Annotated in this window: 16 protein-coding genes and 1 tRNA gene; 6 read left to right on the plus strand and 11 right to left on the minus strand. The window is 75.3% G+C overall.

Going from position 1 to position 26,514, the window contains the following annotated elements; translation table 11 throughout:
• Nucleotides 1-6 precede the first annotated feature (6 nt).
• Nucleotides 7-786, minus strand: coding sequence for a PIG-L deacetylase family protein (locus ABIB16_RS08200; RefSeq protein WP_036314367.1), 780 nt, complete (start codon nt 784-786; stop codon nt 7-9).
• Nucleotides 783-2,051 carry a S1C family serine protease gene (locus ABIB16_RS08205; RefSeq protein ID WP_052520126.1) on the minus strand — a complete coding sequence of 423 codons (1,269 nt, stop codon included), beginning with the start codon at nt 2,049-2,051 and terminating at the stop codon, nt 783-785. The genes ABIB16_RS08200 and ABIB16_RS08205 overlap by 4 nt, the downstream gene beginning before the upstream one ends.
• 254 nt (nt 2,052-2,305) lie before the next feature.
• Here ABIB16_RS08205 and ABIB16_RS08210 point away from each other — a divergent pair, with 254 nt between their 5' ends.
• The 3 genes from ABIB16_RS08210 to ABIB16_RS08220 all read left to right on the plus strand — a co-directional run bounded on the left by ABIB16_RS08210 (nt 2,306) and on the right by ABIB16_RS08220 (nt 6,963).
• Nucleotides 2,306-4,441: a TPM domain-containing protein gene (locus tag ABIB16_RS08210; protein ID WP_354436190.1), complete on the plus strand. Its 2,136-nt coding sequence runs from the start codon at nt 2,306-2,308 to the stop codon at nt 4,439-4,441.
• Between the two features lie 124 nt (nt 4,442-4,565).
• Nucleotides 4,566-5,384 (plus strand): PspA/IM30 family protein, encoded by an 819-nt coding sequence (locus tag ABIB16_RS08215; protein ID WP_002854906.1) that lies wholly within the window; start codon nt 4,566-4,568, stop codon nt 5,382-5,384.
• A gap of 178 nt (nt 5,385-5,562) precedes the next feature.
• Entirely contained in the window at nt 5,563-6,963 is a 1,401-nt protein-coding gene (locus tag ABIB16_RS08220) for a sodium/glutamate symporter (protein ID WP_354436191.1), read from the plus strand.
• A 125-nt stretch (nt 6,964-7,088) separates the two neighbouring features.
• Here ABIB16_RS08220 and ABIB16_RS08225 read toward each other — a convergent pair.
• From ABIB16_RS08225 to ABIB16_RS08235, 3 genes are all read right to left on the minus strand, one after another.
• Nucleotides 7,089-7,162, minus strand: a tRNA-Met gene (locus tag ABIB16_RS08225).
• Nucleotides 7,163-7,338: 176 nt separating this feature from the next.
• Nucleotides 7,339-10,482 carry a UPF0182 family membrane protein gene (locus ABIB16_RS08230; RefSeq protein WP_354436192.1) on the minus strand — a complete coding sequence of 1,048 codons (3,144 nt, stop codon included), beginning with the start codon at nt 10,480-10,482 and terminating at the stop codon, nt 7,339-7,341.
• Between the two features lie 110 nt (nt 10,483-10,592).
• A complete protein-coding gene (locus ABIB16_RS08235; RefSeq protein WP_354436193.1) occupies nt 10,593-11,663 on the minus strand; it encodes a YlbL family protein in 1,071 nt (356 codons plus the stop codon).
• Nucleotides 11,664-11,859: 196 nt separating this feature from the next.
• On the opposite strand from ABIB16_RS08235, the gene ABIB16_RS08240 reads away from it, so the two are divergent.
• Nucleotides 11,860-13,260 carry a zinc-dependent metalloprotease gene (locus ABIB16_RS08240; protein WP_044659760.1) on the plus strand — a complete coding sequence of 467 codons (1,401 nt, stop codon included), beginning with the start codon at nt 11,860-11,862 and terminating at the stop codon, nt 13,258-13,260.
• A gap of 64 nt (nt 13,261-13,324) precedes the next feature.
• Here the strand turns inward: ABIB16_RS08240 and ABIB16_RS08245 are convergent, their stop codons facing one another.
• On the minus strand, nt 13,325-13,996 hold the full coding sequence (locus ABIB16_RS08245; protein WP_044659759.1) for a M48 metallopeptidase family protein: 672 nt from the start codon (nt 13,994-13,996) through the stop codon (nt 13,325-13,327).
• Nucleotides 13,997-14,093: 97 nt separating this feature from the next.
• Here ABIB16_RS08245 and ABIB16_RS08250 point away from each other — a divergent pair, with 97 nt between their 5' ends.
• On the plus strand, nt 14,094-14,822 hold the full coding sequence (locus ABIB16_RS08250) for a ThiF family adenylyltransferase (RefSeq protein ID WP_044659758.1): 729 nt from the start codon (nt 14,094-14,096) through the stop codon (nt 14,820-14,822).
• 42 nt (nt 14,823-14,864) lie between these two features.
• Here the strand turns inward: ABIB16_RS08250 and ABIB16_RS08255 are convergent, their stop codons facing one another.
• Nucleotides 14,865-16,994: an ATP-dependent DNA helicase UvrD2 gene (locus tag ABIB16_RS08255; RefSeq protein ID WP_044659757.1), complete on the minus strand. Its 2,130-nt coding sequence runs from the start codon at nt 16,992-16,994 to the stop codon at nt 14,865-14,867.
• Nucleotides 16,995-17,009: 15 nt separating this feature from the next.
• Entirely contained in the window at nt 17,010-17,999 is a 990-nt protein-coding gene (gene nudC, locus ABIB16_RS08260; RefSeq protein WP_354436194.1) for an NAD(+) diphosphatase, read from the minus strand.
• 72 nt (nt 18,000-18,071) lie between these two features.
• Between nudC and ABIB16_RS08265 the strand changes: the two genes are divergently transcribed.
• Nucleotides 18,072-19,178 (plus strand): phosphotransferase, encoded by a 1,107-nt coding sequence (locus ABIB16_RS08265; RefSeq protein WP_044659755.1) that lies wholly within the window; start codon nt 18,072-18,074, stop codon nt 19,176-19,178.
• On the opposite strand, the gene ABIB16_RS08270 is transcribed toward ABIB16_RS08265, so the two are convergent.
• From ABIB16_RS08270 to ABIB16_RS08280, 3 genes are read right to left on the minus strand one after another with little or no spacing between them, the layout of a single operon-like run.
• Nucleotides 19,153-22,677, minus strand: a complete 3,525-nt coding sequence (locus tag ABIB16_RS08270) for an ATP-dependent helicase (RefSeq protein WP_354436195.1) — start codon at nt 22,675-22,677, stop codon at nt 19,153-19,155. The two genes, ABIB16_RS08265 and ABIB16_RS08270, sit on opposite strands and share 26 nt — an antisense overlap.
• Entirely contained in the window at nt 22,665-26,105 is a 3,441-nt protein-coding gene (locus ABIB16_RS08275; protein WP_354436196.1) for an ATP-dependent helicase, read from the minus strand. The genes ABIB16_RS08270 and ABIB16_RS08275 overlap by 13 nt, the downstream gene beginning before the upstream one ends.
• Entirely contained in the window at nt 26,102-26,512 is a 411-nt protein-coding gene (locus tag ABIB16_RS08280; protein ID WP_036314337.1) for an MGMT family protein, read from the minus strand. The genes ABIB16_RS08275 and ABIB16_RS08280 overlap by 4 nt, the downstream gene beginning before the upstream one ends.
• Between the last annotated feature and the right edge of the window lie 2 nt (nt 26,513-26,514).

A 26,514-nucleotide genomic window follows, 5' to 3' on the forward strand; every position in this document is an offset into this window, starting at 1 on the left:
GGCGGTTCAGAACCCGGCGATGGTGCTCGGACCGTTGACCGTGACCAGGTGGAACGCCTCGGCGTGACCCGGCGCGGCGGCCGGGCCGGCGGCGCGCCGGTGATGTTCGGCCATCTGGGCGAGCACGTGCCGCCGCATCGCGTCGACGTCCGGGTGCTGGGAGAGGTGGGCGTCGAGGGCGCGCAGCTTCTGCTCCGCCAGGCCCGTGACGTCCACGACCGTGTTCCGGCGCGCGGCGGGGGCGGCGTACAGCAGCAGGTTCCGGACCTTGAACGCCTCGAGCCCCTCCGCCGCGAGCTCCGGGTACGCGTACGGGTTCTCGGCCGCCGGGTACGCGGCGCGCACCACGGCCTCGCCGCAGGCGAGGTGGTCCGGGTGGGCGGCCTGCATCCGCTCCCAGTCCCGCTCCGGGTGGGTGCTGAGCACCACGTCCGGGCGGACGCGGCGCATCAGCGCCACGAGCTTGCGGCGCACGCCGTGGTCCGGCTCGAGGTGTCCGTCGCGCTCGCCGAGGAAGTGGACCTCGGCGGCACCGACGACGGCGGCGGCCGCGCGCTGTTCGGCGTGCCGGCGGGCGGTCATCGCCTCCGGGCCCTCCGAGTCGAAGCCGCCGGCGTCCCCGTCCGTCACGATGCACAGCTCGATGTGCAGCCCGGCCGCGCGGAAGCCGGCCAGGGTGGCGGCGGCCCCGAAGTCGAGGTCGTCCGGGTGGGCGCCGACGGCCAGGACCCGGCGCCAGCCGTGGTGGGCCGCGAGCGCGGCGGGGGTGGTGAGCGTGGTGGTCACGAGCGGGTGTCCTCCGTGAACGTCACCTCGGTCGTCTGCTCCGCGCCGTCGCGGAGGTAGGTGACGTCCACCGAGTCTCCCACGCGGTGCTCGCGGACGACGGCGGTGAGGGACTCGGAGTCGATCACCGCGCGGTCGCCGACGGCGGTGATCACGTCGCCCTCCTTCAGCCCGGCCGCGTCGGCCGCCGACTCTCCCACGACCTGCTGGACGCGGGCGCCGTCGCTGAACACGGTCCGGGCGTTCTCGCTGCCGCCCTGCACCTCGGCGGGCTCCGGGGTGACGCTCACGCCGAGCATGGCATGCGTGGCCTTGCCGTGGTCGATCAGGTCCTGTGCGACCCGCTGGGCGTAGTCCACGGGGATGGCGAAGCCGACCCCGATGTTGCCCGCCTCGCTCGGGTCCTGGCCGGCCGAGGCGATCGCGACGTTCACGCCCACCAGGCGACCCTCGGCGTCGACGAGCGCGCCTCCGGAGTTGCCGGGGTTGATGGCCGCGTCGGTCTGCAGCACGTTGATGTACACCTCGCCCCGGGTGCCCTGCGGGGTGCCCGGCAGCTGGAAACGGTACTGATCGGTGCCGGAGGACGAGCCGGAGCTCTCGCCCTGCGGCTCGGGCGCCTCGGAGGACGCCACCGCGATGGTCCGGTCCAGGGTGGAGATGATCCCGTCGGTCACGGTGTTCGGCAGGCCCAGGGGGGCGCCGATGGCGACGGCCTCGTCCCCGACCTTCAAATCCCCGGACCGGCCGATCTGGATGGGGGTGAGGTCCGGGGCGTCGATCTTGATGACGGCCAGGTCGGACAGCGGGTCGGTGCCCACGACGGTGGCAGCGTAGACCTCCCCGTCCGAGGTGCGCACCGTCAGCTCGGCGTCGTTGGCCTGGCCGCCGAGGGTGACCACGTGGGTGTTCGTGAGGATGTGCCCCTCCGTGTCCAGGATCGACCCGGAACCGGAGCCGGAGGCGGAGCTCGACGTCGCGGAGATGGTCACCACGGAGGGCAGCGCGGTCCTCGCGGCGTTCCCGACGGCGGTGTCCGCCACGGGCTGTCCCCCGGCCTCGGCCGAGGTGTCCGTCGCCTGCGAGGAGGAGGAGCTCGCGGCCTCGCCGCCGTCCTCCGCGACCGCGCAACCGGAGAGCCCCACCATGAGCACGGCTGCGGCGAGCAGGCCCGCCCCGGCACGGGCGCGGGACTGGGGCCGGGGACGCGCGACGGTGCGGGCCGTCGGCACGGGGGGCTGGGTGGGGGCGGCGGTCTGGTCCACGGGGTCCTCGCTTCGGGTCGGGCCCCGGGCGGTCGACACAGACGCCCGTCGTCTTGCGGACGCGCGCCCCGGGGCACGTCCACGCTAGCGTGCATGACTGAACGCCGCCTAGAGGCCGAACGTCCGCTCCTCCCACGGTTCCGGCCGCGCCGGATCCCTGGTGCCCGATTCCCACGCCGCCCTACACTCAACCCCAGGATCCGGCGGGTCCGCCCGGTGCGGCGGCTCGCCTCCGCCGTCGAAGGAGACCCCACATGACCGTGGCCACCCGCCCCGCCGATGTCGGCCGTCTGGCGCGTGCCGTGACCGCCGCGGGCCTGGGAGGCCTGGGCCTCCTGGTGGCGGCACCCACCGCGCACGCCGTGACGGTGCCGCCGGGCGTGTACGTGGTGGACGAGGCCGGGGTGCTCTCGACCTCGGATGAGCAGCGCCTGACCCAGGAGATCCAGGACCTGCGCCGGGACACCGGGCAGGGGCTGTACGTCGTCTACGTGGATGAGTTCAGCACGGACGCCCAGACGCTGGCCCAGGACGTGGCGCGCCAGCGCGGGCTCGGGACGAACGACTCGGTCCTGGCGATCGCGGTCGAGGAGCGCGCCTATGGGCTGGACAGCGGCGGGGACGCGAACCTGCAGAACCAGGTGACGCGCACCTACGTGGGCCCGGAGCTGTCCAAGATCGGCACGGACCCCGGCTCGGCGGAATGGCTCGCGGTGGGCATCGCCGCGGTGCAAGGGCTCGACGACGCCGCCGACGGCACGCTCGACGGCACGGGGGCCAGCGGGGCCGAGTACGATCCGGCCGGCGCCCTGCCGGCCGGCACCACGGGCGGCGGGAGCACGGCCCAGGGCGCCTCCGACGGCGGTGGGGCCCTGACGGCGGTCCTCGGCGCAGGTGCGGTGGCCGCGGCCGTGGGCGGCGGCGTGCTCGTGGCCCGCAGCCGGAGGCGCACGCAGGGTGGCGCCGTCGAACGGGGCCGCACCGAGGAGGCCCGCCGCGACCCCCTCGACGAGCTCAGCGTGGAGCAGCTGCGCACCCAGGCCGGCTCGAAGCTCGTGGCCGCGGACGACGCCATCCGCTCCTCGGAACAGGAGCTGGGCTTCGCCGAGGCGTCCTACGGGGAGAAGTCCGTGGCGACGTTCCGCCAGGACATCGACCAGGCCAAGGAGCACATGCGGGCCTCGTTCCAGCTCCAGCACCAGCTCGACGACGAGATCCCGGACACCGAGGCCGAGCAGCGCGCCTGGCTCAAGGAGATCATCCAGCGCAGCGAGGCCGTGGGTGCGTCCCTGGCGGCGCACAAGAAGGAGTTCGACTCCCTGCGCGACCTCGAGAACCAGGTGCCCGAGGCCCTCGAGCGTCTCGAAGCCCGCCTGCCCGAGGCCCGGTCCCGGGTGCAGGACTCCGAGTCGGCGATCACCGCGCTGCACGGCCAGTACGCGGAGTCCGCCCTCGCCGAGGTCGCGGACAACGCGGCGCAGGCCCGGGAGAGGCTCGAGTTTGTGGAGACCGCCCTCGCGAAGTCGCGGAGCGCGTGGGAAGCCCAGGACCGCTCCACGGCGGCGCTGGCCGTGCGTGCCGCCGAGGAGGCGCTCAGCCAGGTGGACACGCTCACCGAGGCGGTCGGCAAGGCCGAGGGGTCCCTGCGGGCCATGCTGGGCAACCTGCAGACGGGCCTCGCCCAGTCCGAGCAGGACGTGGCCGAGGCCGAAGCGCTCGTGGCCAACGGATCGCACCCCGAGCTGGCCGGCCCGGTGGCGGGGATGAAGACCGCCGTGAACGCTGTGCGCCAGGCCCTCGCGGCCGGCCGCCCGGATCCCCTGGAGCTGCTCCACCAGCTCGAGGCCGCGCACCGCCAGCTCAACACCCCGCTGGCCGGCGTCCGCGACGCTCGGGAGCAGGCCCGCCAGGCCTCCCAGGTGCTCACCTCCACGATCGCCCAGGCCCAGGCGCAGATCGACGGCACGGCCGACTTCATCGGCGCCCGGCGCGGTGCGGTGGGCTCGGAGGCCCGGACCCGGCTCGCGGAGGCCGACCACACGCTGCGTTCGGCGATCAGCCTCGGCCGCACCGACCCCGTGGCCGCCCTCCAGCAGGCGCAGCGCGCCTCCCAGCTGGCCGAGCGCGCGAGCGAGCTGGCCCGCGCGGACGTCGAGGGCTTCGGCTACGGCCCCGGCATGGTGGGCGGCATGTACGGTGCACGCCCGCGCGCCGGAGTGGGCGGCAGCTTCGGCGGCGGCCTCGGCGGCGCACTGCTCGGCGGCATCCTGATGAACTCGATCCTGAACAGCGGCAGCTGGGGCGGCGGTGGCTTCGGCGGGTTCGACGGCGGCGGCCTCGGCGGCGGCGACTTCGGCGGGTTCGGCGACATCTCCGGCGGCGGCTTCTGACCGCCGCCTCCCCCCCCCATGAACTCCGGCGCCCCGGGCGCCGGCCCGGCCCGCACGCGCGGGACGGGGTGGACGCAGGCCGACGGTCTGCGCTGACGTGAAAGACCGACGAAAGGCAGACACCATGGTCAAGCAGTCCATCTTCGGCCGCATCAGCACGCTGGCGAAGGCCAACATCAACGCGATGCTGGACAAGGCCGAGGACCCCCAGAAGATGCTGGACCAGATGGTCCGCGACTACACGAACAACATCGCGGAGGCCGAGGCCGCCGTCGCCCAGACGATCGGCAACCTGCGAATGATCGAGGACGACTACCGCGAGGACCAGGACGCGTCCCGCAGCTGGGGCCAGAAGGCGCTGGCCGCCTCCCAGAAGGCCGACGACTTCCGCACCAAGGGCGACACCGCCTCGGCGGACAAGTTCGACAACCTCGCCAAGGTGGCCATCGAGCGCCAGATGGACTTCGAGCGCCAGGCGAAGTCCGCGGAGCCGACCATCGCCTCGCAGCGCGAGATCGTGGAGCGCCTGAAGACCGGTCTGGACCAGATGAAGGTCAAGCGTCAGCAGCTGGTCGCCAAGCGCGACGAGCTGACCGCCCGCGCCAAGTCCGCCCACGCCCAGTCCGCGGTGGCCGACGCCGTGAAGTCGATCGACCTGCTGGACCCGACCTCCGAGGTCTCCCGCTTCGAAGAGAAGGTCCGTCGCGAGGAGGCCCGCGTGCGCGGCCAGCAGGAGATCGCCGCCTCCTCCCTCGACGCCCAGTTCGAGTCCCTCGAGGATCTCGGCGAGAAGACCGAGGTGGAGGCCCGCCTCGCCGCCCTCAAGGCCGGCGGCGCCGGCCAGGCCGCCCTCACCTCGGGCGACGTCGACGCCGACGAGACCCTGACCCTCGACTACGCCGCCGAGGGGACCGCCGAGGAGACCGGCACCGCGCGCGGCTGACCCCGCCCCGCCCCACGGCCCGTCGCCCGGCCCACGCCGGCGCGGCGGGCCGTCCTCGTGCGCCCCGGCCGGTGCCCCTCCCGGACGCGCCCCGGCCCCCGCACTCCTTTGGTACTGTCCCGGGGTCCCTCGGCACGCTCCGTGGGGCTCCCCCGTCCCCGCACAGAGGAAGAACCCCATGCAAGAGCAGTTCACGGCCTGGTCCGTGCTGGTCGACGCCGGCCTCATCGGCGCGCTCCTGGCCGTGGGCACGCTGGCCCTTGCCGTCATCACGCCCCTCCAGACCCTGATGATCCCGGCCTCCGTCATCGCCGGCATCCTGGGCCTGGCCCTCGGCCCGAACGGCCTGGGCTGGCTGCCGTTCAGCTCCCAGCTGGGCACATACGGCTCGATCCTGATCGTCATCGTGTTCGTGTGCATCGCGCTCACCGACGACTTCGACGTCCGCAAGATCGGCCGCCCCGTAGGCGCGTTCGCGTCCTACGGCGTGCTGATCTACTCCTCCCAGGTGGCCATCGGCGCCCTCGTCACGCTGGTCCTCCTGCAGCCGCTGTTCGACGCGCCCGACTCGTTCGCCGCCCTGCTGTTCGCCGGCTGGGCGGGAGGCTTCGGCTCCGCGGCCGCCGTGGGCCAGGCGTACGCGGCCAACGGCGATGCGACCGTCACCTCGCTGGCCTACACCTCGGCCACCGTCGGCATGATCGTCGGCGTGGTGGGTGGCATCATCCAGGCCAAGATCGGCGCGCAGCGCGGCCACGCGCGGGAGTTCGCGGGCCTGACCTCCATCCCGGAGGAGCTGCGCACCGGGGTGCTGAACCAGGTGGAGGAACGCCCGGTCATCGGCCGGCACACCTTCTCGGCGGCCTCGGTGGAGTCGCTGGCCTTCCAGGTCGGCGTGGTCGCGATGATCGCGGCGGCCGCGCACGGCGTGGTCTCCTGGATCACGGCCGTGTGGCCGAGCGTCGTGGGTGAGGACGGTCCCCAGCTGATCATCCCCGCGTTCGCGATCGCGTTCCTCCTCGGCCTGATCGCCCGCGTCCTGTTCCAGGCCACGAAGACGGCGAAGTTCCTCGACCCGGGCTCGCTGAACTCGGTGTCCGGCACCGCCACGGACATCCTCATCGTCTGTGGCATCGCCGCGATCGCCCCGACCGTGGTCGTGGACTACTGGCAGCCGCTGCTGCTCCTGTTCGTGATCGGCCTCGCGCTGGCCCTGTTCCTGGGGATCGTCGTGGCGCCGCGTGTCATGACCGACGCGTGGTTCGAGAAGCAGCTGTTCACGTGGGGCTGGGCCACCGGCGCCGTCGCCACAGGCGTGGCCATGCTGCGCATCGTGGACCCGAAGCTGAAGTCCGGGACCATGGAGCAGTTCGGCGTGGCCTACATCCCGGTGGTGCCCGTGGAGATCGCGGCCGTGTCCTTCGTGCCGCTGCTGCTCATCGCGGGCCTGTCCTGGGCCGTGGTCGGCATCTGGGGCGCCATCGCGATCATCGCGATCATCGCTGCCGTCTGGCTGCGCCGCACTGATCCTGGCCGCCGCACGCCGGCCCAGCAGGCGGTCCGGGCCTCGAGCCGCTGACGCTCCCCCACCGATCGCCCGAGGGCGGTCAGCTCGCCCGCCGGCACCGTGCCGGCGGGCCGGGGCGACCGGTCCCGGACATGCGAGAAGGCCCCCAGCAGATGCTGGGGGCCTTCTCCTTCTCGTTGCGGGGGCAGGATTTGAACCTGCGACCTCCGGGTTATGAGCCCGGCGAGCTACCGAACTGCTCCACCCCGCGGCGACTTCTAGAACTATACACACCTGTTCCGTCGAGTTCAAATCGGCGTCAGCACCCCGCCATCCGGCGGCCATGCGGCGGCCACCTGCCCCGAAGTGACAGCGGCCCCGACCACGCGCGGTGCGTGGCCGGGGCCGCCGTCGACGGTCCGGCGGGCCCGGCCCGCCGGCGCCGGCTCAGCCGCTCGGCGTCGGGCTGGGGCTCGACGACGGCGCGGGGCTCGCCTCGGCCGGGGCCTGCTCCTGGGCGGGTGCGTCGCCGCCCAGGGCGTCGTCGGCGGCGGTGGCACGCTTCAGGGCCTCGTTGAGACGCTTCTGCTGCTCGCCGTAGCCGGCCCAGTCGCCCTCGGCCAGACGCTCCTGGCCCTGGGTCAGGGCGTCCTGCGCCTCCTCGAGGGCCGCAGAGAGCTCCTCCTCGACCGTGCCCGGAGCCGTCGGCTTCTCGCCCGGGGCGGGCGCCTCCGCCTGGTTCTCCTCCGGGGTCACCGCGCCCGAGTCGCCGTCGAACACCTGGTCCAGGGCCTCCTGGAGGGTGTCCGCGAAGCCGACCTTGTCGCCGAAGGAGACGAGCACCTTGCGCAGCGTCGGGTAGGTGGTGCCGCCCGAGGAGCGGACGTACACCGGCTGGACGTAGAGGATGCCGCCGGCCACCGGCAGGGTGATCATGTTGCCGTTGAGGACCTCGGACGCGCCCTGGCGCAACAGGTTCAGCTCCCGCGAGACGTCCGCGTTCGAGTCGAAGTTCGCCTGCGCCTGGCCCGGGCCGGGCACCGTGGTGGACCGCGGCAGCTCGAGCAGGCGGAGCTTCCCGTAGCCCTCGGCCTTCACGCCGTCCTCCCCCGAGCCGGCGTCGCCGGTGGCGGAGAGGAAGCCGTAGAGCACGTTGCGCTGCTGGGCACCGTCCGTGATCTGCGGGATGTAGCTGCTGGTGAGGGAGAACGCCGGCTCGTCCTGGCCGGGCATCTGCAGCGTCATGTAGTACGGCGGCTGCTTGACGTCCTCCTCGCGCGTGGGGTCCGAGGGCACGGACCACGCGTCGTTGTTCTCGTAGAAGTCGTCCGCATCGGTCACGTGGTAGCGGCCGAGCAGCTCGCGCTGGACCTTGAACATGTCCTCCGGGTAGCGGACGTGGTCCATGAGTCCGGCGCTCATCTCCGAGTACGGGCGCAGCGAGGACGGGTACACGTTCTGCCAGGCCCGCAGCAGCGGATCCTGGTCGTCCCACGCGTAGAGGGACACCGAGCCGTCGTACGCGTCCACCGTCGCCTTCACCGAGTTGCGGATGTAGTTCACCCGGCCCTGCAGCGCCGGGTTCTGGCCCTGGCTCAGGGAGTCCACCGTGACCTCGCCCAGCTGCTGGGCGGTGGAGTACGGGAACTGGTCCGAGGTCGTGTAGGCGTCCACGATCCACTGCACGCGGCCGTCGACGATCGCCGGGTAGGGGGCGGTGTCCACCGTCAGGTAGGGCGCGACCTTGCGGACGCGCTCGGCCGGGTCGCGATCGTAGAGGATCTGCGAGGCCTCGTTCACGTCCGAGGACAGCACGAGCTCGGGCGAGCCGAACTTCACCGCGTACGCGAGCCGGTTGAAGAGGTTGCCCACCGAGGGGCCGCCGTCGCCGGAGAAGGTGTACGCCGTGTCCTCCTGGGAGTCGGCCGTCTGCGGCCGGTCGCGTTCGACGGCCGGCGCGCCCTCGGGCGCACCCACCACCGAGTACGAGGGCGAGTTGTGCCCGAAGTAGATGCGCGGCTCGTAGTCCTGGTCGGAGGCCAGCGGCCCGCGCGTGGGGATCTCGGAGAGCAGCCACTGGGGCCGGCCGCCGGCCGCGACCTCGGAGGCGTCGGCCACGACCATGCCGTAGCCGTGCGTGTAGATGGTGTGGCGGTTCACCCACGACTGGGAGTCGTCCACGTTGACGTCACGGGCCGCCAGGATGGTGTCCCGCGTCTGGCCGTCCACCTCGTAGCGGTCCACGTGCAGGGTGGTGGGGAACGCGTAGTACGGACGGAACTGCTGGAGCTGCCCGAAGGTCTGGGAGATCAGGTTCGGGTCCATGAGACGGACGTTGGCCGTGTTGGCCTCCTCGCCCGCCAGGGCCCCGGCCTCGGTGTCCGTGGCGCCCTCATAGTTCGTCACCTCGACGTCGTCCAGGCCGTACGCCTCGCGCGTCATGGCGATGTTCCGCTCGATGTACTCGGACTCGAGCGTGCGCTCGGACGGCTTCACCTGGTACTCCTGCACGATGAAGGGGTACGCCGTGCCCACCACGAGCGCCGTGATGACCAGGACCGCGGTGCCGATCAGCGACAACCGCCACCGGCCCGAGACCACCGTCCACACGAACAGGCCGGCCACGATCACGGCCGTGACCGCCAGGATCGCCGACGTCGGGATGACCGCGTTCACGTCCGTGTAGAGCGCGCCGGCCCAGTTGCCGGTCTGCGACTGCGTGGTGCGGTAGCGGTTGAGCCAGAAGTTGACGCCCTGCAGCAGCAGGAACACGGCCAGGGTGATGCCGATGTGGGCGCGCGCCGCCGGGGTGATCCGCACGCCGCCGCCCTCCTCCACGCGCACCGCGCCGTACAGGTAGTGCACCAGAAGACCGGTGATGCCGGAGACCAGGACCACCGAGATCAGGTACCCGACCACGAGCGTCAGGAACGGCAGGGTGGCCATGAAGAACATGAGGTCCAGGCCGAACTCCGGGTCCGCCTGGCCGTAGGGCACCTGGTTCAGGAACAGCAGGACCGTGTTCCAGCCGTTCATCGCGGTGGAGCCGGCGAACACGCCGAGCACGAGCGGGACACCCAGGAACACCAGGCGCCGGATGGGCTCCAGCTGGCGCTGGGCCTGGCTGAGCGAGTCCCGCGCGGCCGCGGACGCGTCCGCGGGGCGGTGGCGCCAGGCCGTGCGGATCGCCAGCCACACGGCGAGGGCCATCCCGAGCCCGGCGATCAGGAACAGCGCGGCCTTGGCGACGACCTCGGTCCAGAAGACCTCGGTGAAGCCCAGCTGCGCGAACCACAGCACGTCCGTGTAGACGTTCGTGAACACCACGAACAGCCCCACGAGCACGGCCACCGCGATGATGGTCAGCACGAGCGCGCTCGGCCGGCCCGGCCGGCCCCTGCCGCGCGCGGCGGAGGACCCGCCCCCGCCGAACGGGCCACCAGGACCGCGGTCGCCGTCGTCGCCCGGGCCGCGCGGGGCGCCGCCGAAGGGGCCGAACGCCCCGAACGGGCCGGACTGGCCCCCGGCGGTCCCGCCGCCGTCACGGGGCGGGCCGCCGAACGGTCCGCCGCCTCCCTGTCCGAAGCTCACTGCTCTGTCCTCTTCCCTCCCGCGTCCGCGGGGCTCTGCTCCGGTCCGGGGCGCTGCGCCCCGGACATGTCGTCCGGTCTGGTGGTCTGGTGGTCCTGGTGTGCGTCGGCTCAGCCGCACGTCCGGGCGGCGGCCGGGCTCTCCCCCCGGGCCACCGCCTCGACGATGTCGCGGGCCTGGCCCAGCGTGTCCACGGGGTACACCGTCAGACCCTCGGGCACACGGCCGGCCAGCTCCTCGCAGTTCGCCGTGGGGGCGAGGAACGTCGTGGCCCCCGCCTCGGCGGCGCCGCGCACCTTCTGCGGGATCCCGCCGATGGGACCCACGACGCCGTCCCCCGAGATCGTGCCCGTTCCCGCGATCGGGGCGCCCCCCGTCATCGCCCCCGGGGTCAGCCGCTCGATCACGGTGAGCGCGAACATCAGACCCGCCGAAGGTCCGCCGATGTCCGGCACGGTCAGCTCGACGTCCACCGGGACGTCGTAGGCGGTCTCGATCAGGGCCCCCATCTGCCACGGCTGGGGCGCGCCCTCGGGGGCGGCCGCCACCGGCACCTCGAGGTCCTGCTCCACGCCGTCGCGGCGGACCGTCAGCGTGACCGGGTCGGGCCCCGCGGCCCCGACGGCGGCGCGCACGGCCTCCAGGTCGGCCACGGGCCGTCCCTCGGCGGCGATCACCTCGTCCCCGGCCCGCAGGACACCCTCGGCGGGCCCGCCGGACACGAGCTGCTGCACGACGAGCCGCTGGGACACCTCCCGGCCGAGCTCGTGCAGGGCCGCGGCGGTCGCGGTCTGCTGGGAGTCCGACATGGCCGCCGAATTGGCCTCGCCGACCTCGTCGGAGGTGACGCCGGTGGGGTACATCAGCTCGCGCGGGACCACGTCCACGGCGGGGTCCGTCACGCCGCGGCCGAGATCGAGCAGGGAGGTGGTGCCGATGGGCGGGCCCCCGACCATCACGGTGGTCATGGCCAGGGTCCCCTCACCCGGGTCCGCCTCGCCGCCCTCGACGCGCAGCACCGGTCGACCCTCGCGTTCGCCCAGCAGGTCCACGGCGGGGCCGGGGCCCTCGAGGATGTAGGGGGTGGGGGCCAGCAGTGCCAGCCCGGCGCTGCCCAGGGCGAGCCATCCGGAGAAGGGCACGCGGGCGGCGCGGGTGGTCCTCGAGGGCACTGCGCGCACGCGACACCGTCTTTCCTGGGGGTCCTGATCGGGCCGTCCTCGCCGCCGGGCACGGGCCGCGCGGCGACGGTCACACCAGTCTACGCGGGGCCGCGACCCCCGCCTGCCCCGCGCGACGCCGTGCGCCATGGGCGAACCGCGCCGCCGCGACGTCGGGAGGGCGGGCGCGCCGCGCCGACGCGGATACGCTGGAGACATGAGCAACGACGCGCGCACGCCCGGATCCGACGACGGCCGCGACCCCCTGGAGGAGATGCTGCGGCAGCTCTTCGGCGGCCAGGGCCCCGACCCGGACGAAGTCCGACGCGCCATGGAGGGCCTGGGCGGCCCCGGCGGGGTGCCCTTCGACCCGTCCCAGCTGAATCCGGCCATGATGCAGCAGGCCATGGCCCAGTTCCAGGCGATGATGAGCTCCGGCTCCGGCTCGGACGGCCCCGTGAACTGGGCTCTGGCGAAGCAGGCCGCCCGCCAGGCCGTGGCCGGCGAGGACCCGGCCGTCGGCTCGTTCGCGCGACGCGAGGTGGACGAGGCGCTGCGGCTGGCCGAGCTGTGGCTCGACGGCGTCACGCAGACCGAGCCCGTCGGCAGCGTCGGCGTGGCCTGGTCCCGTGCCGAGTGGGTCGAGGCGACCATGGACCAGTGGCGCCGGCTCACCGAGCCCGTGGCCGTCTCGATGTCCCGCGCGATGTCCGCGGCCATCGAGCAGCAGCTGCCGGGCCAGCTCCCCGAGGGCATGGACGCCTCCCTGCTCGGCGGGCTGCAGCCCATGCTGAAGAACATGGGCGGCACGATGTTCGGCCTGCAGCTCGGCGGCGCCGTGGGCGCCCTGGGCAAGGAGGTGCTCTCGGGCACGGACATCGGCCTGCCCGTCGCCGGCCACCGTCTCGCCCTCGTCCCCGTGAACATCGAGGAGTTCGGCGACGGGCTCTCGGTGCCGGACGACCAGATCCGCATCTACCTGGCCCTGCGCGAGGCCGCACGCATGCGCCTGTTCCTGCACTCGCCGTGGCTCGAGCGGGACCTGTACGCCGCCGTCGAGCAGTACGCCGCGGGCATCCGCCTGGACACCGAGGGCATCGAGCGGGCCGCGCAGTCGGTGGACCCGATGGACCCCGGCTCCCTGCAGGCCGTGTTCGACGGGGCGTCCTTCATCGCCGCCCCGGACGCCACCCAGCAGGCCGCGCTGGACCAGCTGGAGCTGCTCGTCGCCCTCGTGGAGGGCTGGGTGGACGTGGTGGTCGCCGAGGCCGCGCGCCCCCTCGAGTCGGCGGCCGCCCTGCGCGAGACCATGAACCGCCGCCGCGCCTCGGGTGGCCCGGCCGAACAGGCCTTCGCCGCCCTCGTGGGCCTCGAGCTGCGCCCGCGCCGCCTGCGCGAGGCCGCCGCGTTCTGGGAGCACGTCACGGCCGAGCACGGCACGGAGTACCGCGAGGAGATCTGGCGCCATCCCGAGCGTCAGCCCACGGCGGAGGACCTCGAGGACCCCGCCGGGTACGCCGGGCGCCGCTCCGCCGCGGACGCCAGCGCCGAGTCCCTCGACGACGAGCTGCGCAAGCTCCTCGAGGGCGGCTTCGGCGACGCGCCGCGCGAGGGCTGAGCCCCTCCCGGCACGACGGCGGCGGGCGGTCCGGCACCTCGGGTGCGGGCCGCCCGCCGTCGTGTCAGCCCGCGTCCTCGTCCTCCGCCCACCGGTCCGGCGCCGTGCGACCGCGGCCCTCGGCGAAGGTGACCCCCTCGAGGAAGGCCATCGCCTCGGCGTAGCGCGGGTACCGGTCCACGAGGCGTCGGAAGGCCGGGCCGTGTCCGGACTCCAGCAGATGGGCCAGCTCGTGGACGAGCACCGCCGCCACCACCCAGTCCGGCATGCCGCGCAGCTGCGTCGAGAGCCGGATGGTGCCGCGGGCCGGCGTGCACGAGCCCCAGCGGCGGCGCTGCCGGGCCGACCACGTGACCGAGACCGGACGGGCCCGCCCACCCAGGTGCGCCGCCGAGAGCCGTCCCGCCCAGGCCAGGAGCGCGTCGTCGGAGCGAGCGTCGGCGGGGCGGCCGTCCAGGTCGGCCGCGGGCTGCCCCGTCCCGCCGCGTGCGCCCACCTTCGCGACCATCCGGCCGATCCACTCGCGCTCCTGCGCAGCCGAGAGCCGGGCCGGGACGTTGACCTGCAGGCGGCCGTCGCGCCACGCCGCCGAGACGGTGCGGGTGCGGGCCGTGGAGCGCACGAGCCGCACGGGCGTGCCCTCCCAGTCCAGATCGATGCTCTCGCGGGCGGGACCGCGGTGGGCGGCCGGGACGGCACGCGGAGGGCGGCCGGGGGCGGGCGGGACAGGGCGCATCCGGCCATTGTCCGGCATGGGCCGCAGGCTGTGGACAATCCGGCGCGGTCCGGGAGTGCCCTGGCAGGGTGGGAGGCACCGAGCCGAGAGGAGAGCCGTGCGCACCGTCGCCGAGACCGTCACCACCGTCCCTCATGACGCCGCCGCGTCAGCGCTGCAGCCGGGGGCGTGGGCCCCGCCGACCGACGTCCATGTGGCAGGCCTCGACGCGGTGGGCGCGGCGATCGCCCACGCGCTGGCGGGGGCCGGGGCGCTGCGCCTGGCCCTGTGGGATCCGCGGCCCGTCGACGCCGCGGACCTGGGGACCGGCCTGCTGCCCGGGGACCTCGGTCGGCCCCGGGCGGGTGCGCTCGAGCGCCGGCTGGGCGATGTGGCCCCCGGGCTGCGCGTCTTCGCGCACCACGGCCCGGTGCCGGTGCTCGTGGGGCAGGCGACGGTGGCGGTGGGGTCCGTGCTCGACGCGGACCTGGCCGCGCAGGCCCTGGCCGCCGACCACCCGCTGCTGCCGGTCACGGTGGGGCCGAGAGCGGTCACGGTCGGACCGTGGTGCGCCCCCGGGGTGCGCGGGTGCCCGCTGTGCCGATGGCCCGCGGACCCGGCGGGCGTCCCCGGTGTCCCGACGGCGCCCGGCCCGTCGGCGCACCGGGGACAGGTGGACGGGCTCGCGGCGCTGCGGGCCGCCGTGCTGACCGTGGACGCGCTGCGGACCGGACCGGCCCCCGGCGTGCTGCGGGCCGATCGGGTGACGGGACGCACGCGCCGGGTGAAGGTCCGCCCCCGGCCCGGCTGCGCCTGCGACCCGGACGCGCTCGGCTGGGCGTTCTGACGGGGTCGGCGCCGCCGGCGGAACGGGGTGCGGGCCCGCGGCTCAGGCCGTCGGGGTGCCGTGCAGCAGCTCGAGCAGCTCCGGTCCGTGCTTCTCCAGCTTGGCCTTGCCGAGGCCGGGCACCTTCAGGAGCTCTGCCGGGGTCCTCGGCATGGCCTCGGCGATGGCCACGAGGGTGGCGTCCGTGAACACCACGAACGCGGGCATCCGCATCTCGGCGGCCGTGCGGGTGCGCCAGTCGCGCAGCTCCTCGAGCACGGCCTCGTCGTAGGTGGCGGGGCAGTCCAGGCAGCGGCCGACCTTGCGCTCGGCTCCCGTCTCGAGGGGCTTGCCACACGTGCGACACACGGCGACCTTCGCACCCCGGCGCCGCGGCGCCGTCGGGCCGGCCGCGGAACCACGGGCCGGGGCGTGCTCGCGGGTGCCGCCGAGGGTCGGGTCGATGGCCCACAGGAACCGGGAGGGCCGCCGGGTGGAGCGCCCGCCCGTGCCCCGCGAGAGCGTCCACGTCAGCGACAGGTGCTGGCGGGCACGCGTGATGCCCACGTAGAGCAGGCGCCGTTCCTCGTCCACCTCGGCCTGGGTCTCCGCGAAGGAGATCGGCATGAGCCCCTCGGACAGGCCCACGAGGAACACCGCGTCCCACTCGAGGCCCTTGGCGGAGTGCAGCGAGGCCAGGGTGATGCCCTGCACCGTCGGCGCGTGCTGGTGCTGGGCGCGCTCGTCGAGCTCGGCCACGAGCTCGGTCAGCGTGAACTCGGCCCCGCGCGTCGTGGCGAGCTGGTCGGCGAGGTTGACGAGGGCGTGCAGGGACTCCCACCGTTCACGGGCCGCGCCGGAGGCCGACGGCGGTTCGGCGGAGTAGCCGAGCGAGGAGAGCACGTCCCGCACCCGGTCCGTGACGTCGTCGCCCGTCAGGTCCTGGGCGGCGCGGGCGGCGGCCCGCAGCTGCAGGATGCCGTCGCGCACCTCGCGCCGGGAGAAGAACCGCTCGCCGCCGCGCAGCTGGTAGCCGATGCCCGCTGAGGACAGCGCCGTCTCGAAGGCCTGGGACTGGCCGTTGGTGCGGAACAGGACGGCGATCTCGGAGGCGGGCACGCCGTCGTCGATCAGCGCCGCGATCCGGTCGGCGACCCAGCCGGCCTCGGCCTCGTCGTCGGTGCACTCCGCGAACACGAGGTCGGGGCCGGCCGGCCGCTGGGAGACGAGCTCGAGGGGGTCGGGCCAGCGCGGCATCGTGCGGTCCCGCTCCCCCGCCTTGGTGCGGTCAGCCAGCAGGCGGTTGGCCGCCTCCACGATCTGCGGGCTGGACCGGTAGTCGCGCACGAGCCGGACCACCGTGGCCGCGGGGTACCGCTCACGGAAGTCGGTGAGGAAGCGGGAGGTCGCGCCCGTGAACGAGTAGATCGTCTGGGAGGCGTCGCCGACGACGCACAGGTCGCCGCGGTCGCCGAGCCAGAGGTCGAGCAGGCGGTGCTGCAGCGGCGAGACGTCCTGGTACTCGTCCACCACGAACACGCGGTACTGGTCCCGGATCGTGGCCGCGATCTGCGGCTCGGTGGACAGGATCCCCACGAGGATCAGCAGCACGTCCTCGAAGTCGATCATGTTCCGGGCCGTCTTGGCCTCCTCGTAGCCGGTGTAGAGACGGGCGACGGTGGTGGCGGTCCAGCCGGCGGGCATCTCGCGCTCCTTGGCGGCCTCGGCGTAGCCCTCGGGGGCGTGCAGGGAGACCTTGGCCCACTCGATCTCGCCGGCGAGGTCGCGCAGGCCGGCCCGGTCCACGGTCATGCGCATGCGCTGGGCGACCTCCGTGAGCAGGCGCACCTTGTTCTCGATCAGCGAGGGCATGGGCCCGCCCACGGCCTGGGGCCAGAAGTACTGCAGCTGGCGCAGGGCAGCTGAGTGGAAGGTGCGGGCCTGGACGCCGGCCACGCCGAGGTCGCGCAGGCGGGTGCGCATCTCCGCGGCGGCGCGCGCCGTGAAGGTCAGGGCGAGGGTGCGGTGCGGGTCGAAGACGCCGGAGGCGACGCCGTAGGCGATGCGGTGCGTGATGGCGCGGGTCTTGCCGGTGCCGGCGCCGGCCAGGATGCAGACGGGCCCGTGCAGGGCCGTGGCGGCCCGGCGCTGCTCCGGGTCGAGGCCGCGGAGGATCTCGTCGGGAGTGCTCATGCGGGACGAGTCCTCCTAGGTGATCAGGGTCTGCGCATCGGGCAGCGTCCCACCGTACCAATCCTCGATGAGTGCCCGCGCGATGGACACGGCCCCGGGCAGGGTGACGTCGCCCGCGCGGGCCAGGTGCGCGAGCTCCTCCCGCTCGAACCAGCGCACGGAGAGGATCTCCTCGCCGTCTGGGACCGGCTCGACGCCGGCCGGGGCCAGGGCGGTGAACCCGAGCATGAGCGAGCGCGGGAACGGCCACGGCTGGGAGCCGCGGTAGCGCGGCTGCGTCACCGTGATCCCGGACTCCTCCGCGATCTCCCGGACCACCGCGTGCTCGAGGGACTCCCCCGGCTCCACGAACCCGGCCAGGCAGGAGTACAGCCCCTCGGGCCACGCCGCGTTGCGGCCCAGCAGGATCCGCCCGGCCGGGTCGATGACGGCCACGATCACCGCCGGGTCCGTGCGCGGGAACTGCTCCCGGGAGCAGTTGCGGCAACGACGCACCCAGCCGGCCGCCTCGACGTCCGTGACGCCGCCGCAGAACGCGCAGAAGCGGTGGGTGGCGTGCCAGTTGGCGTTCGCGACGGCGGCCACGAACAGCCCGGTGTCCGCGTCGCTGAGGGCGGCGGCCGCGTCGCGGAGGCCGACCCACACGGCGTCGGCGAGCGCGGCGGCCGCGTCCTCGGGCAGGGCCGCCGGCGGCTCGACGGCGACGGAGACCACCTCGCGCTCCCGCCCGTGCGGGCCCCGGTCCGCCGCGGTGCCGCGGCCCAGATACGCGGCCTCGGCCGGCACGGGACCGGAGGGCGCGGTGAAGACGAGCCGGCCGTCCGCGACCGGCGCGCGGCCGCCCTGCAGCCACAGGACCTCCGTCCCCTCGCGCGCCCAGGACGCCGCCAGGTGGCCCGGGTCGAGGCGGGCCACGGCACCGCGGTCCAGCTCCTCGCGGGCCAGCGGCAGGGCCAGCGGCGGTGCGGCGGTGGGGTCGGACGACGACGGGGGGCAGGAGGCCATGCGTCCAGGCTAGCGACCCGTCTCCGGTGCGCCCGACGACGGGGGAGGGCGTTCCGCGCCTAGGCTGGAGGGGTGGATCGTCAGCCCCTTCGTCTCGCAGCCCTGGCCGCCGCGGCCGTCCCCGGCCTCGCCCCCGTCTCCGTGGAGGCGAGCCCGGACGACCCCGCGGACTTCTCGACCGCCGTCGTCGTGGACGGTGAGGGCCAGCGGTGGCGGGTCCGCTCGCCCCGCACCCCGGAGGCGGGCATCCGTCTCGAGACGGAGCTGCAGGTGCTGGCGGGCCTGACCCCGGCGGTGCGCGCCGGCCTGCCGTTCCGCACGCCCTCCGTGGCGGGCGCGGTGCGGCTCGAGGGGCTGCGCACCTTCGTCTACCAGGACATGCCCGGGCGTCCCGTCACCCTGGACGAGCTGGCCCGGCTCGGCGAGCCCGCGGTGCAGGACGTGGGCCGTGTGCTGGCCGCGATCCACACGCTGCCCTCGGACGTCGTGGACCACGCGGACCTGCCCTCCTACACGGCGGAGCAGATCCGGCAGCGTCACCTCCACGCCCTCGACCAGGCGGCCACCTCCGGCCGCGTGCCGCCCCTGCTGCTGCGCCGCTGGGAGGAGGCCATGGAGGAGGAGGCCCTGTGGCGGTTCACCCCGGTGCCCGTGCACGGTGACCTGCACGAGGACAACCTGCTCCTCGAGCGCGGCCGCGTGGTGGGCGTGACGGGCTGGACGGACCTGCACGTGGGCGACCCCGCCGGCGACGTCGCCTGGCTGGCCGCCGCCACGGACCCGGACCTGGCCGACCGCGTCCTCGACGCCTACGCGGCCCGGCGGGCCGACGCGGGGGCCGCCGACGACGGCGACGCCCACCTGATGCGCCGTGCGGCGCTGCTCGCCGAGTTCGCCCTCGCCCAGTGGCTCACGCGGGGCCTGGACCGGCACGACGCGGGGATGGTCGCCGAGGCGGAGGCCATGCTGGCCGAGCTCGAGGGCGACGTGCGCGCCGCGCAGGAGGCGGCCGCGCGCCAGGCGGAGGCCGACGCGGCCGCCGACGCCGCCGAGGACGCCCGGGATGCGGCGGAGGACGCCCGGGAGGCCGCGGCCGCGAGGACCGCGGACCCGGAGACGGGCCCGCTGCCCGCCGTCGAGGTGGTGCGGCCGATCAACGGCGGGCCAGGGCGTCCGTGATGTGACGCTCGAGCTCCTCCTCCCCCGGCAGGTCCGGGAAGGAGCGCTCCTGCCCGTGGGCCACGTACACGAAGCTGGCCCCGATCCGTTCCAGCGGGATCCCGTGCAGCCGTGACCAGGCGAGCCGGTAGACGGCCAGCTGCAGCGACTTGAGCTCGAGGTCGCGGCCCCGCGGCACGGCGCCGGTCTTCCAGTCGACGAGCTCCCAGTCGGCCTCGGGGTCGAAGGGCAGGCGGGGGTCGCCGCCGGAGCGGTAGATCGCGTCGACCCGGCCGCGCAGCGTGATCCCGCCGACCGTCGTCTCGACCGGGGCCTCGACGAAGGCCGGGGTGCGCTCCGCCCAGCGCGAGGAGCGGAACCACTCCTGCATCGGGCCGAGGTCGAGGGCCTCGTCGACCCACAGGTCCGCGGCGTCCTCGGCCGAGTCGATGTCCAGCATGCCGGTGGCCCCGAAGCGCTCCTCGAGCCACGCGTGGAACGCCGTGCCGCGCCGCGCCGCGTGCGCGGGCGGCCGGGGCAGGGGCCGGCGCAGCTGCTCGGCCACGGCCTGCGGGTCGGCGGCGAGCTCGCCGTAGAGGGACACGGAGACGTGCTCGGGCAGGGCGGTCTCCCCGCCCGTCCCGGCGACGTCCCGGCGGCGCAGCAGCACCCAGTCCACCTGGCGGGCCAGCTCCGGGTCGTCCCCGAGCGCCGCCGGGTCCGCGGCGTGCACGGCCGCGGCGGCCGCCTCCACCCCGTGCCGGCGGGCCCGGGAGCGGCGCGGCAGCGGCTGCCAGCGTTCCTCGTCCTCGGGGTCCTCCGGGTCGGCGACGAAGGCCTCCGGGCCGTCGAGCGGGTCGAAGGGCCAGCGGGCGACCAGCGTCCGGCCCGCGGCGGGGTTGGCCTCGGGCAGGTCGTCCTCGGCCGGGGCGGGGCCGAGCGCGACGCCGGGCACCTCCCCCGCCAGACCGGCCACCTCCTCGAGGAAGGCCGAGGCCGGCAGGGGCTCCTTGTTGACTCCCTTGAACAGGGAGGTGCTCAGCCACAGGGCGGATCGCGCGCGCGTGTACGCGACGTAGGCCAGGCGCCGCTCCTCGCGCTCGGCGTGGGCGGCCACGGCCACGGCATAGGGGTCCGGGTTGCCCTCCTGGGCCGCCTTCGAGCTGTATCCGGTGCCGGCCGACTGGACCCAGTCCCGCTGGTCCTGCGCCCACGAGCCGTCCCACTGCGGCAGCGACGCGCGGTCCCCGCGCAGGGGCCACGGCAGCGCGCCGGCCCGGGGGCTGGTCCAGCGGTCCGCCCGCGTGGAGGGGAACGTGCCCTCCTGCAGGCCGGGGACCGCGACGACGTCCCACTCGAGCCCCTTCGAGGCGTGCGCGGTGAGCACCTGGACCAGGCCGGGGGTGGGCTCGGCGTTCTCGACGCCGAGGCCGTCCTCGTGCTCGAGGACGGACTCCGTCCAGGCCAGGAACGCCGTCAGGTCCGTCGCCGTGGTGCCGGCGCCGAAGTCGCGGGCCGCGTCCTGGAACGCGTTCAGGTGCCTCCGGGCCGCGGCCGCGGAGACGCCGGGCCGCAGGGCCACCTCGACGTCCAGCCCCGTCTCACGGATCACCTCCGCGATGAGGTCGGCCGGGTCCTCCCCGGTGCGCGTAGAGAGCCGGCGCAGCTCGGCGTTGACGGCCCTCAGTCGGGCCAGGCCCTCGGGTGAGAAGCCGCGGCCGCGCGAGCCGACCCAGTCCGTCCCCTCCCCGGGCAGGGAGTCGAGGGCCTCCAGCAGGGCGGCGGCGTCGGCGTCCTCCTCGGGGCTCACGTCCCGGGCCGGGTCCGGGGCGTCCCCGGCGGGGTCCTCCCGCCCACCGCCGGCCCGCCGGGCCCGCAGCCGCGAGACGAACCGGGCGCGCTCCTGCAGCACCTCGAGGTCGGCCACGCCGATGCGCCAGCGCGGGCCGGTGAGCAGGCGGACGAGCTGGTCGCTGCGCGTGGGGTCGGCCAGCACGTGGAGGACGGCGAGCACCTCGGCGACCTCCGGCAGCGCCAGCAGCCCGGAGAGCCCGAGCACCTCGTAGGGCAGGCCGGCGGCGTCGAGCGCGTCCAGCACGGGGCCGAACTGGGCGCGGGTGCGGCACAGGACGGCGCGGCTCGGGGTGGTCCCCCCGGGCCCGGACCCGGTGAGGGCGCCGAGGCGGGCGACGACGTCGGCGGCCTCCTCCTCCGCGGTGACGAACCGGTCCACCCGGACGACGCCCTCCCCCGCGCCCGGCCGGGGCCGCAGGGTGCGCACCTCCACCGGCGCGCCGCCCGTCGCGGCGGCGTGGGCGTTCAGCGGTGCGGCGACGGCGTTGGCGACCGCCAGGATCGACTCCTCGTTGCGCCACGCGATCGTCAGGTGCGAGACGTCCGCGTTCACGCGCCGCGGGGCGCCGCCGGGGCCGGTCTCCAGTCGGGGGAAGGCGTGCGGGAAGGCGAAGAGCTGCCCGGCGGAGGCGCCGCGGAAGCCGTAGATCGACTGGTGGGGGTCACCCACCGCGGTGACGCAGTGCCCCAACCCGGGCGCGTCGTCCTCGGGGCCGCGCGGGCCGAACAGCCCGGCGAAGATCCGCATCTGGGCGTGGGAGGTGTCCTGGAACTCGTCCAGCAGCACCACGGGGAACCGCGCGCGCTCCTGCTCGCCGGCCGCCGGCACCTCGACGGCGATGCGCGCCGCGTGGCGCAGCAGGTCGCCGAAGTCCATCACGTCCTGCTCGCGCTTGACCTCGTCGTAGCGGGCCACGAGGTCCGCCATGAGGGCGCGGTCCGCCAGGCCGGTCAGGAACTCCTGGATCTCCTTCGAGGGGGTCTTGGCGCGCGGGGGCAGCGGCAGGGCGCTCCCCTGCTCGGCCAGCCGGGCGAGGAACTCGCGCACCTCGTCCGCACTCACCAGGTGCTCGGCCATGTCCCCGGCCAGCCGCAACGCCTGCGTGATGAGCCGAGACGGGGCCACGCCGAGGGTGTCCGCGACCACCGGATGCGAACGCACGACGGCGCCCATGAGCCGGTGGGCGTCCGCGCCTCCGAGCAGCCGCGCCTCCGGTTCCACGCCGATCCGCAGGCCGTGGTCCCTGACGAGCGCGCCGGCGTAGGAGTGGTACGTGGACACCGAGGCGCGGCCCAGGTCCTCGGGCTCCCCGTCGAAGCCGGGGATCTCGAGGCCGGAGCGCAGCAGGGCGTCCACGCGCCCGTTGATCCGGTCGGCGAGCTCACCGGACGCCTTCCGGGTGAACGTGACGCCGAGGACCTCGTCCGGGCGCACGAGACCGTTGGCCACGAGCCAGACCACGCGGTCGGCCATGGTGGCGGTCTTGCCGGAGCCGGCGCCGGCCAGCACCAGGCGCGGAGTGAGCGGGGCGGTGACCACCTCGGCCTGCTCCTCCGTGGGCGGGGGCAGCCGCAGCCGCGCCGCGATGTCCTCCGGCGAGTGGACCGCGTCCTCGACGCGCGGACGATCGGTCTGGGCGGCGGGATCGCCGGTCAGCGGGGCCATTCGGTGACCTGCCTTCCTTCGGAGCAGAGCGGACAGACGGAGGGCAGCGCGCACCGGCGGGCGCCGGCCTCGTGGAGGGCGAGGAAGCGCGGCCCCGTGGTGCGGCGGGCCGCCGTGAACACCTGCTCGAGCGCCCAGGTGTCCTCGTCCTCGAGGGCCGGCTGGTCCTGCACCTTGGTCTTCTGGGTGCCGGCGCCGAGCTGGACGAGGGCCGCGCCGGCCGGTGTCGTGGGGTGCTCCAGGCCGGCGAGCGCGGCGCGCAGGGCGGGGTCCGTGGCGGGGTCGTCCCGGACCTGCTCCAGACCGCCGGCGCGGACGGCCACCTGATAGGCGGCCAGCTGGGGCTGGCGCGCCATCTCCGCGCCGGTGGGCGCGCTGCGGCCGGTCTTGAGGTCGGCGATGAAGGGTCGGCCCTGCGCATCCGCCTCGAGCCGGTCCACGACGCCGGTGATCCGGACGGTGGTCCCGCCCCAGGTCAGGTCCGCGAGGAGCCGCACCTCCTGGGCCACGGGCCGACGCCCGGCCGCCCGGGCGATGCTCCAGTAGCCGATGTAGGCGTCCACCAGGCCGCGGGCCCGGTCGTGCTCGATCTCCGTGATCCAGCCCTCCGGCAGGCCGAGTTCGGGCAGGCGGCGTTCCAGTTCGGCGCGCACGTCCTCGGGCACGCCCTCGGGGTGGTGCTCGGCCACCGAGTGCACGAGCGTGCCCACGGACTGGGCGAGGGTTCCGCCCGCGTTCGCGCCGACGTGGTACAGCACCCAGTCCAGCGGATTGCGCAGGGCCGTCTCCACGCGGGAGGGCGAGAGCGCGACGACCTCGCGCTCCGGGTCGACGAGCGCGGCCTCGGTGGACAGCGGCAGCAGGCCCCACCAGCGTCGGGGGTCCGCGACGGTCACGCCGTCCTCGGCGAGGACCGCCAGGCCGGCGGCCGCCGCGGCCCGGGATGTCGCCCCGTCGGCCGCGTCCGCCTCGTCCCCGGCCTCCAGGACGCGGCGCAGCCGGCCGACGAGCGCGGACGCCGTGATCGGGTCGGGGACCGCGGTGAGCCGCCGGACGCCGGCGGCGTCGCGCGCCTCGGCGGGCAGCCGTTCGGGCGGGTCCACCAGGTCGAGGAAGTCGGAGGGGCCCTCATCCGGCGAGCGCACGGCCGTGGCGACCACCTGGCGCCGTGCCCGGGAGACGGCGGCCGCGAGCATGCGCAGCTCGTCCTGGCGGACCTCGCGCAGCCGGGTGCGGTGATCCGTGGGCCACGGGGCGTCCGCGGGCAGGGTCACGAGGTCCACGAGGTCGGTGGCGCCGAGCAGCTGGCCGCGCAGCCGGGTGTTCGGCCACACGCCCTCCTGCAGGCCCACGACGATCACCGTGTCCCACTCCTGGCCGGCCGCCGCGGCGGGGGTGCGCACGTGCACGGCGTCACCGGACTCGGCCCGGCGGGCCAGGGTGTCCACGGGCAGGTCCTGGGACTCCATGTAGACGGCGAACGACTCGGGCGACGCGCCCGGGAACTGGTCCACGAAGCGCTCGGCCACCTTGAACAGGGCGACGACGGCGTCGAGGTCCGCGTCCGCACGGCGGGACTCGCGGCGCTCGTTCGCGTGCTCGGCGGGCCGCAGCGCGAGCGAACGCCACCGCTCGGCCCGACCGGAGGCGGACCACAGCGCCCACAGCACGGTCTCGGGCGAGGCCGAGGGGGCGCGGGCGGCCTCCAGGCCGTCCCGGAGCATCCAGTGGACGCGGCGCAGGGCGCGGTGCCGCTCGTGCTCGGGGCCGGCCAGGCTCGGGTCCAGGAGGGCCGCGGCGAGCAGCGCGTCCGAGGTGCGCCGGCCGCCCCGGCCCCGCTCGGCGGCCAGCAGGTCCTGGCGCAGCCGCCGCACGTGCAGCGCGCTGGCCATCCCGTACCGGCCGGTGAGCAGTCCCACGACCTCGTCCGGGTCGAGCACGTCCTCGACCCGGGCCTCCGGATCCTCCGCGAGCGCCCCCGCCGCGTCCAGGAGGGTGAGCAGGGGCGCGACGGCGGGCTCCTCCTTCAGCACGAGCCCGGCGGCGTCCCGCAGCACGGGGACGCCCTCGGCCTCCAGGTGACGGGCGAGCGCGGCCACACGGGAGCCCGAGCGGGCGACCACGAGGATCCGGTCCAGGGGCACCCCGTCCTCGTGGTGGACCCGCAGCACCCGTTCGAGGACGAGCTGGTCCTCGTGGGCGCGGGTGGGCACGACGTGCGCCCGGACGGCGCCGTCGCCGTCCGCCGGGACGGTCTCGGTGCGGGTCCGTTCGACGCCGGCGGTGCGCTGGCGGACCCGGCGGGCCACGCGGAGGTAGGCGTCCTGGACCTCGGCGCGCATGCGGTGCCCGCGCATCAGCACCCGGACGCGTCCGTCCGGGGACGCGGGCGGGGCGGCCCCCGGCACGGGATCGGGGTCGAGGACCTCGGGGTACCGGGCGAGGAGGTCGGGCCGGGCGCCGCGGAAGCCCTCCACGGTGGTGTCCGGTGACGCGGTGAGCAGCACGTCCCGCCCGCGGCCGAGCACGCTGAGCAGGTCGTGTACGGCGGGGGTGGCCTCGTGGAGGTCCTCGACCACGAGCACGGCCAGGCGGTCCCGCTCCTCCGCCACGAACGCCTGCGCCGCGGCGTCGCGCTCCGGGTCCTCCGGATGCCGCTCGGTGAGCACGCGGACGGCGGCGGACAGCAGCCCGGCGGCGTCGAACGCCTCGGCCATGCCCAGGTCGATCCGGTCCCGGTAGTCCTGCAGCAGCACGGCCGCGGCCTCCCACTCGGGGCGCCCGTGGGCGGTGCCGAGCTCCTGCAGGCGGCCCGGCTCGAGGCCGAGCTCGCTCATGCGGTCCACGAGCTCGCGGACCTCACGGCGGAATCCCCTCGCCTCCACGGCGGGGGCGACGTCGTCCGGCCAGTCCGGCGCGGCGGCGAGGCCGGCGGCGTAGCCCTCGAGCAGCTCGGCGATCACCGTGTCCTGCTCGGCACCGGTGAGCAGCCGGGGGGCGACCTCCAGATGCCTCAGCGGTCCCGTGACGCGGGCACGGCGCAGCAGGTCGAACGCGTAGGAGGACCAGGTCCGCACGGGGGTGACGGCGCGGGTGCCCCGACCGGCGGCGGCGAGCCGGCGGGTCAGCGCGTCACGCAGCCGCGCCGCCGCATCCCGGCTCGGGGCCAGCAGCAGGAGGGACTCGGGGTCCAGCCCCGCCTCGATCCGGCGGGCCGCGTACTCGACCGCCACGGTGGTGCGCCCCGTGCCGGGGGCGCCCAGCACGAGCACGGCGCCGTGCCCGGGGGCGAGCGAGGCGATCGCCTCCTGCTCGTCCGTGAGCGTGATCCGGTCCTCGGGCGCGGCGGCCGTGCGCACCAGCCGAGCGGCCCGTTCCGGCGCCGCCGCGTCGTCGTCGAAGGGGTCCACCCCGTGTTCCCTGGTCATGGCCTCATCCTCGCACCGGGCCCGGACACGATACGGTCGGCGATCGCACGGATCGCCCGCGCGGCGCCGTCGTCGGGCTCCCAGCGGGCCCGGGGCAGGTCCACGCGCCCGGCCGGGGTGCGGGGCATGGCCTCGCGTTCGTGCTCGACGGCGGCCCGCGCGGCCAGCTCCGGAGGCAGCGAGCCGTCGGCCCGGACCACGCGCCACCAGGGCGTGCCGGGGCTCGATTCGGCCATCGCCCGGCCGGCCTGCCGCGGACCGCCGACCCCCAGCAGGCCGGCCAGCCCCCCGTAGCTGACGGCTCGTCCGGGCGGGACCAGACGGGCGAGCGCCTCGAGCCCCTCGCCGAGGGTGAGCGGTCCGTCGTCGCGGTGGCGGGCGCCGGGGAGCACAGGGTGATCGGTCACGA

Source organism: Micrococcus sp. UYEF5 (genome assembly GCF_040546065.1).
GTDB classification, from domain to species: Bacteria; Actinomycetota; Actinomycetes; order Actinomycetales; family Micrococcaceae; genus Micrococcus; species Micrococcus luteus.

Coding starts and splice junctions, on each gene's coding strand:
- ABIB16_RS08210 (WP_354436190.1), top strand. CDS start 2,306: ATGACCGTGGCCACCCGCCCCGCCGATGTCGGCCGTCTGGCGCGTGCC.
- ABIB16_RS08255 (WP_044659757.1), bottom strand. CDS start 16,994: ATGAGCACTCCCGACGAGATCCTCCGCGGCCTCGACCCGGAGCAGCGC.
- ABIB16_RS08240 (WP_044659760.1), top strand. CDS start 11,860: ATGAGCAACGACGCGCGCACGCCCGGATCCGACGACGGCCGCGACCCC.
- ABIB16_RS08245 (WP_044659759.1), bottom strand. CDS start 13,996: ATGCGCCCTGTCCCGCCCGCCCCCGGCCGCCCTCCGCGTGCCGTCCCG.
- ABIB16_RS08275 (WP_354436196.1), bottom strand. CDS start 26,105: ATGACCAGGGAACACGGGGTGGACCCCTTCGACGACGACGCGGCGGCG.
- nudC (WP_354436194.1), bottom strand. CDS start 17,999: ATGGCCTCCTGCCCCCCGTCGTCGTCCGACCCCACCGCCGCACCGCCG.
- ABIB16_RS08220 (WP_354436191.1), top strand. CDS start 5,563: ATGCAAGAGCAGTTCACGGCCTGGTCCGTGCTGGTCGACGCCGGCCTC.
- ABIB16_RS08270 (WP_354436195.1), bottom strand. CDS start 22,677: ATGGCCCCGCTGACCGGCGATCCCGCCGCCCAGACCGATCGTCCGCGC.
- ABIB16_RS08215 (WP_002854906.1), top strand. CDS start 4,566: ATGGTCAAGCAGTCCATCTTCGGCCGCATCAGCACGCTGGCGAAGGCC.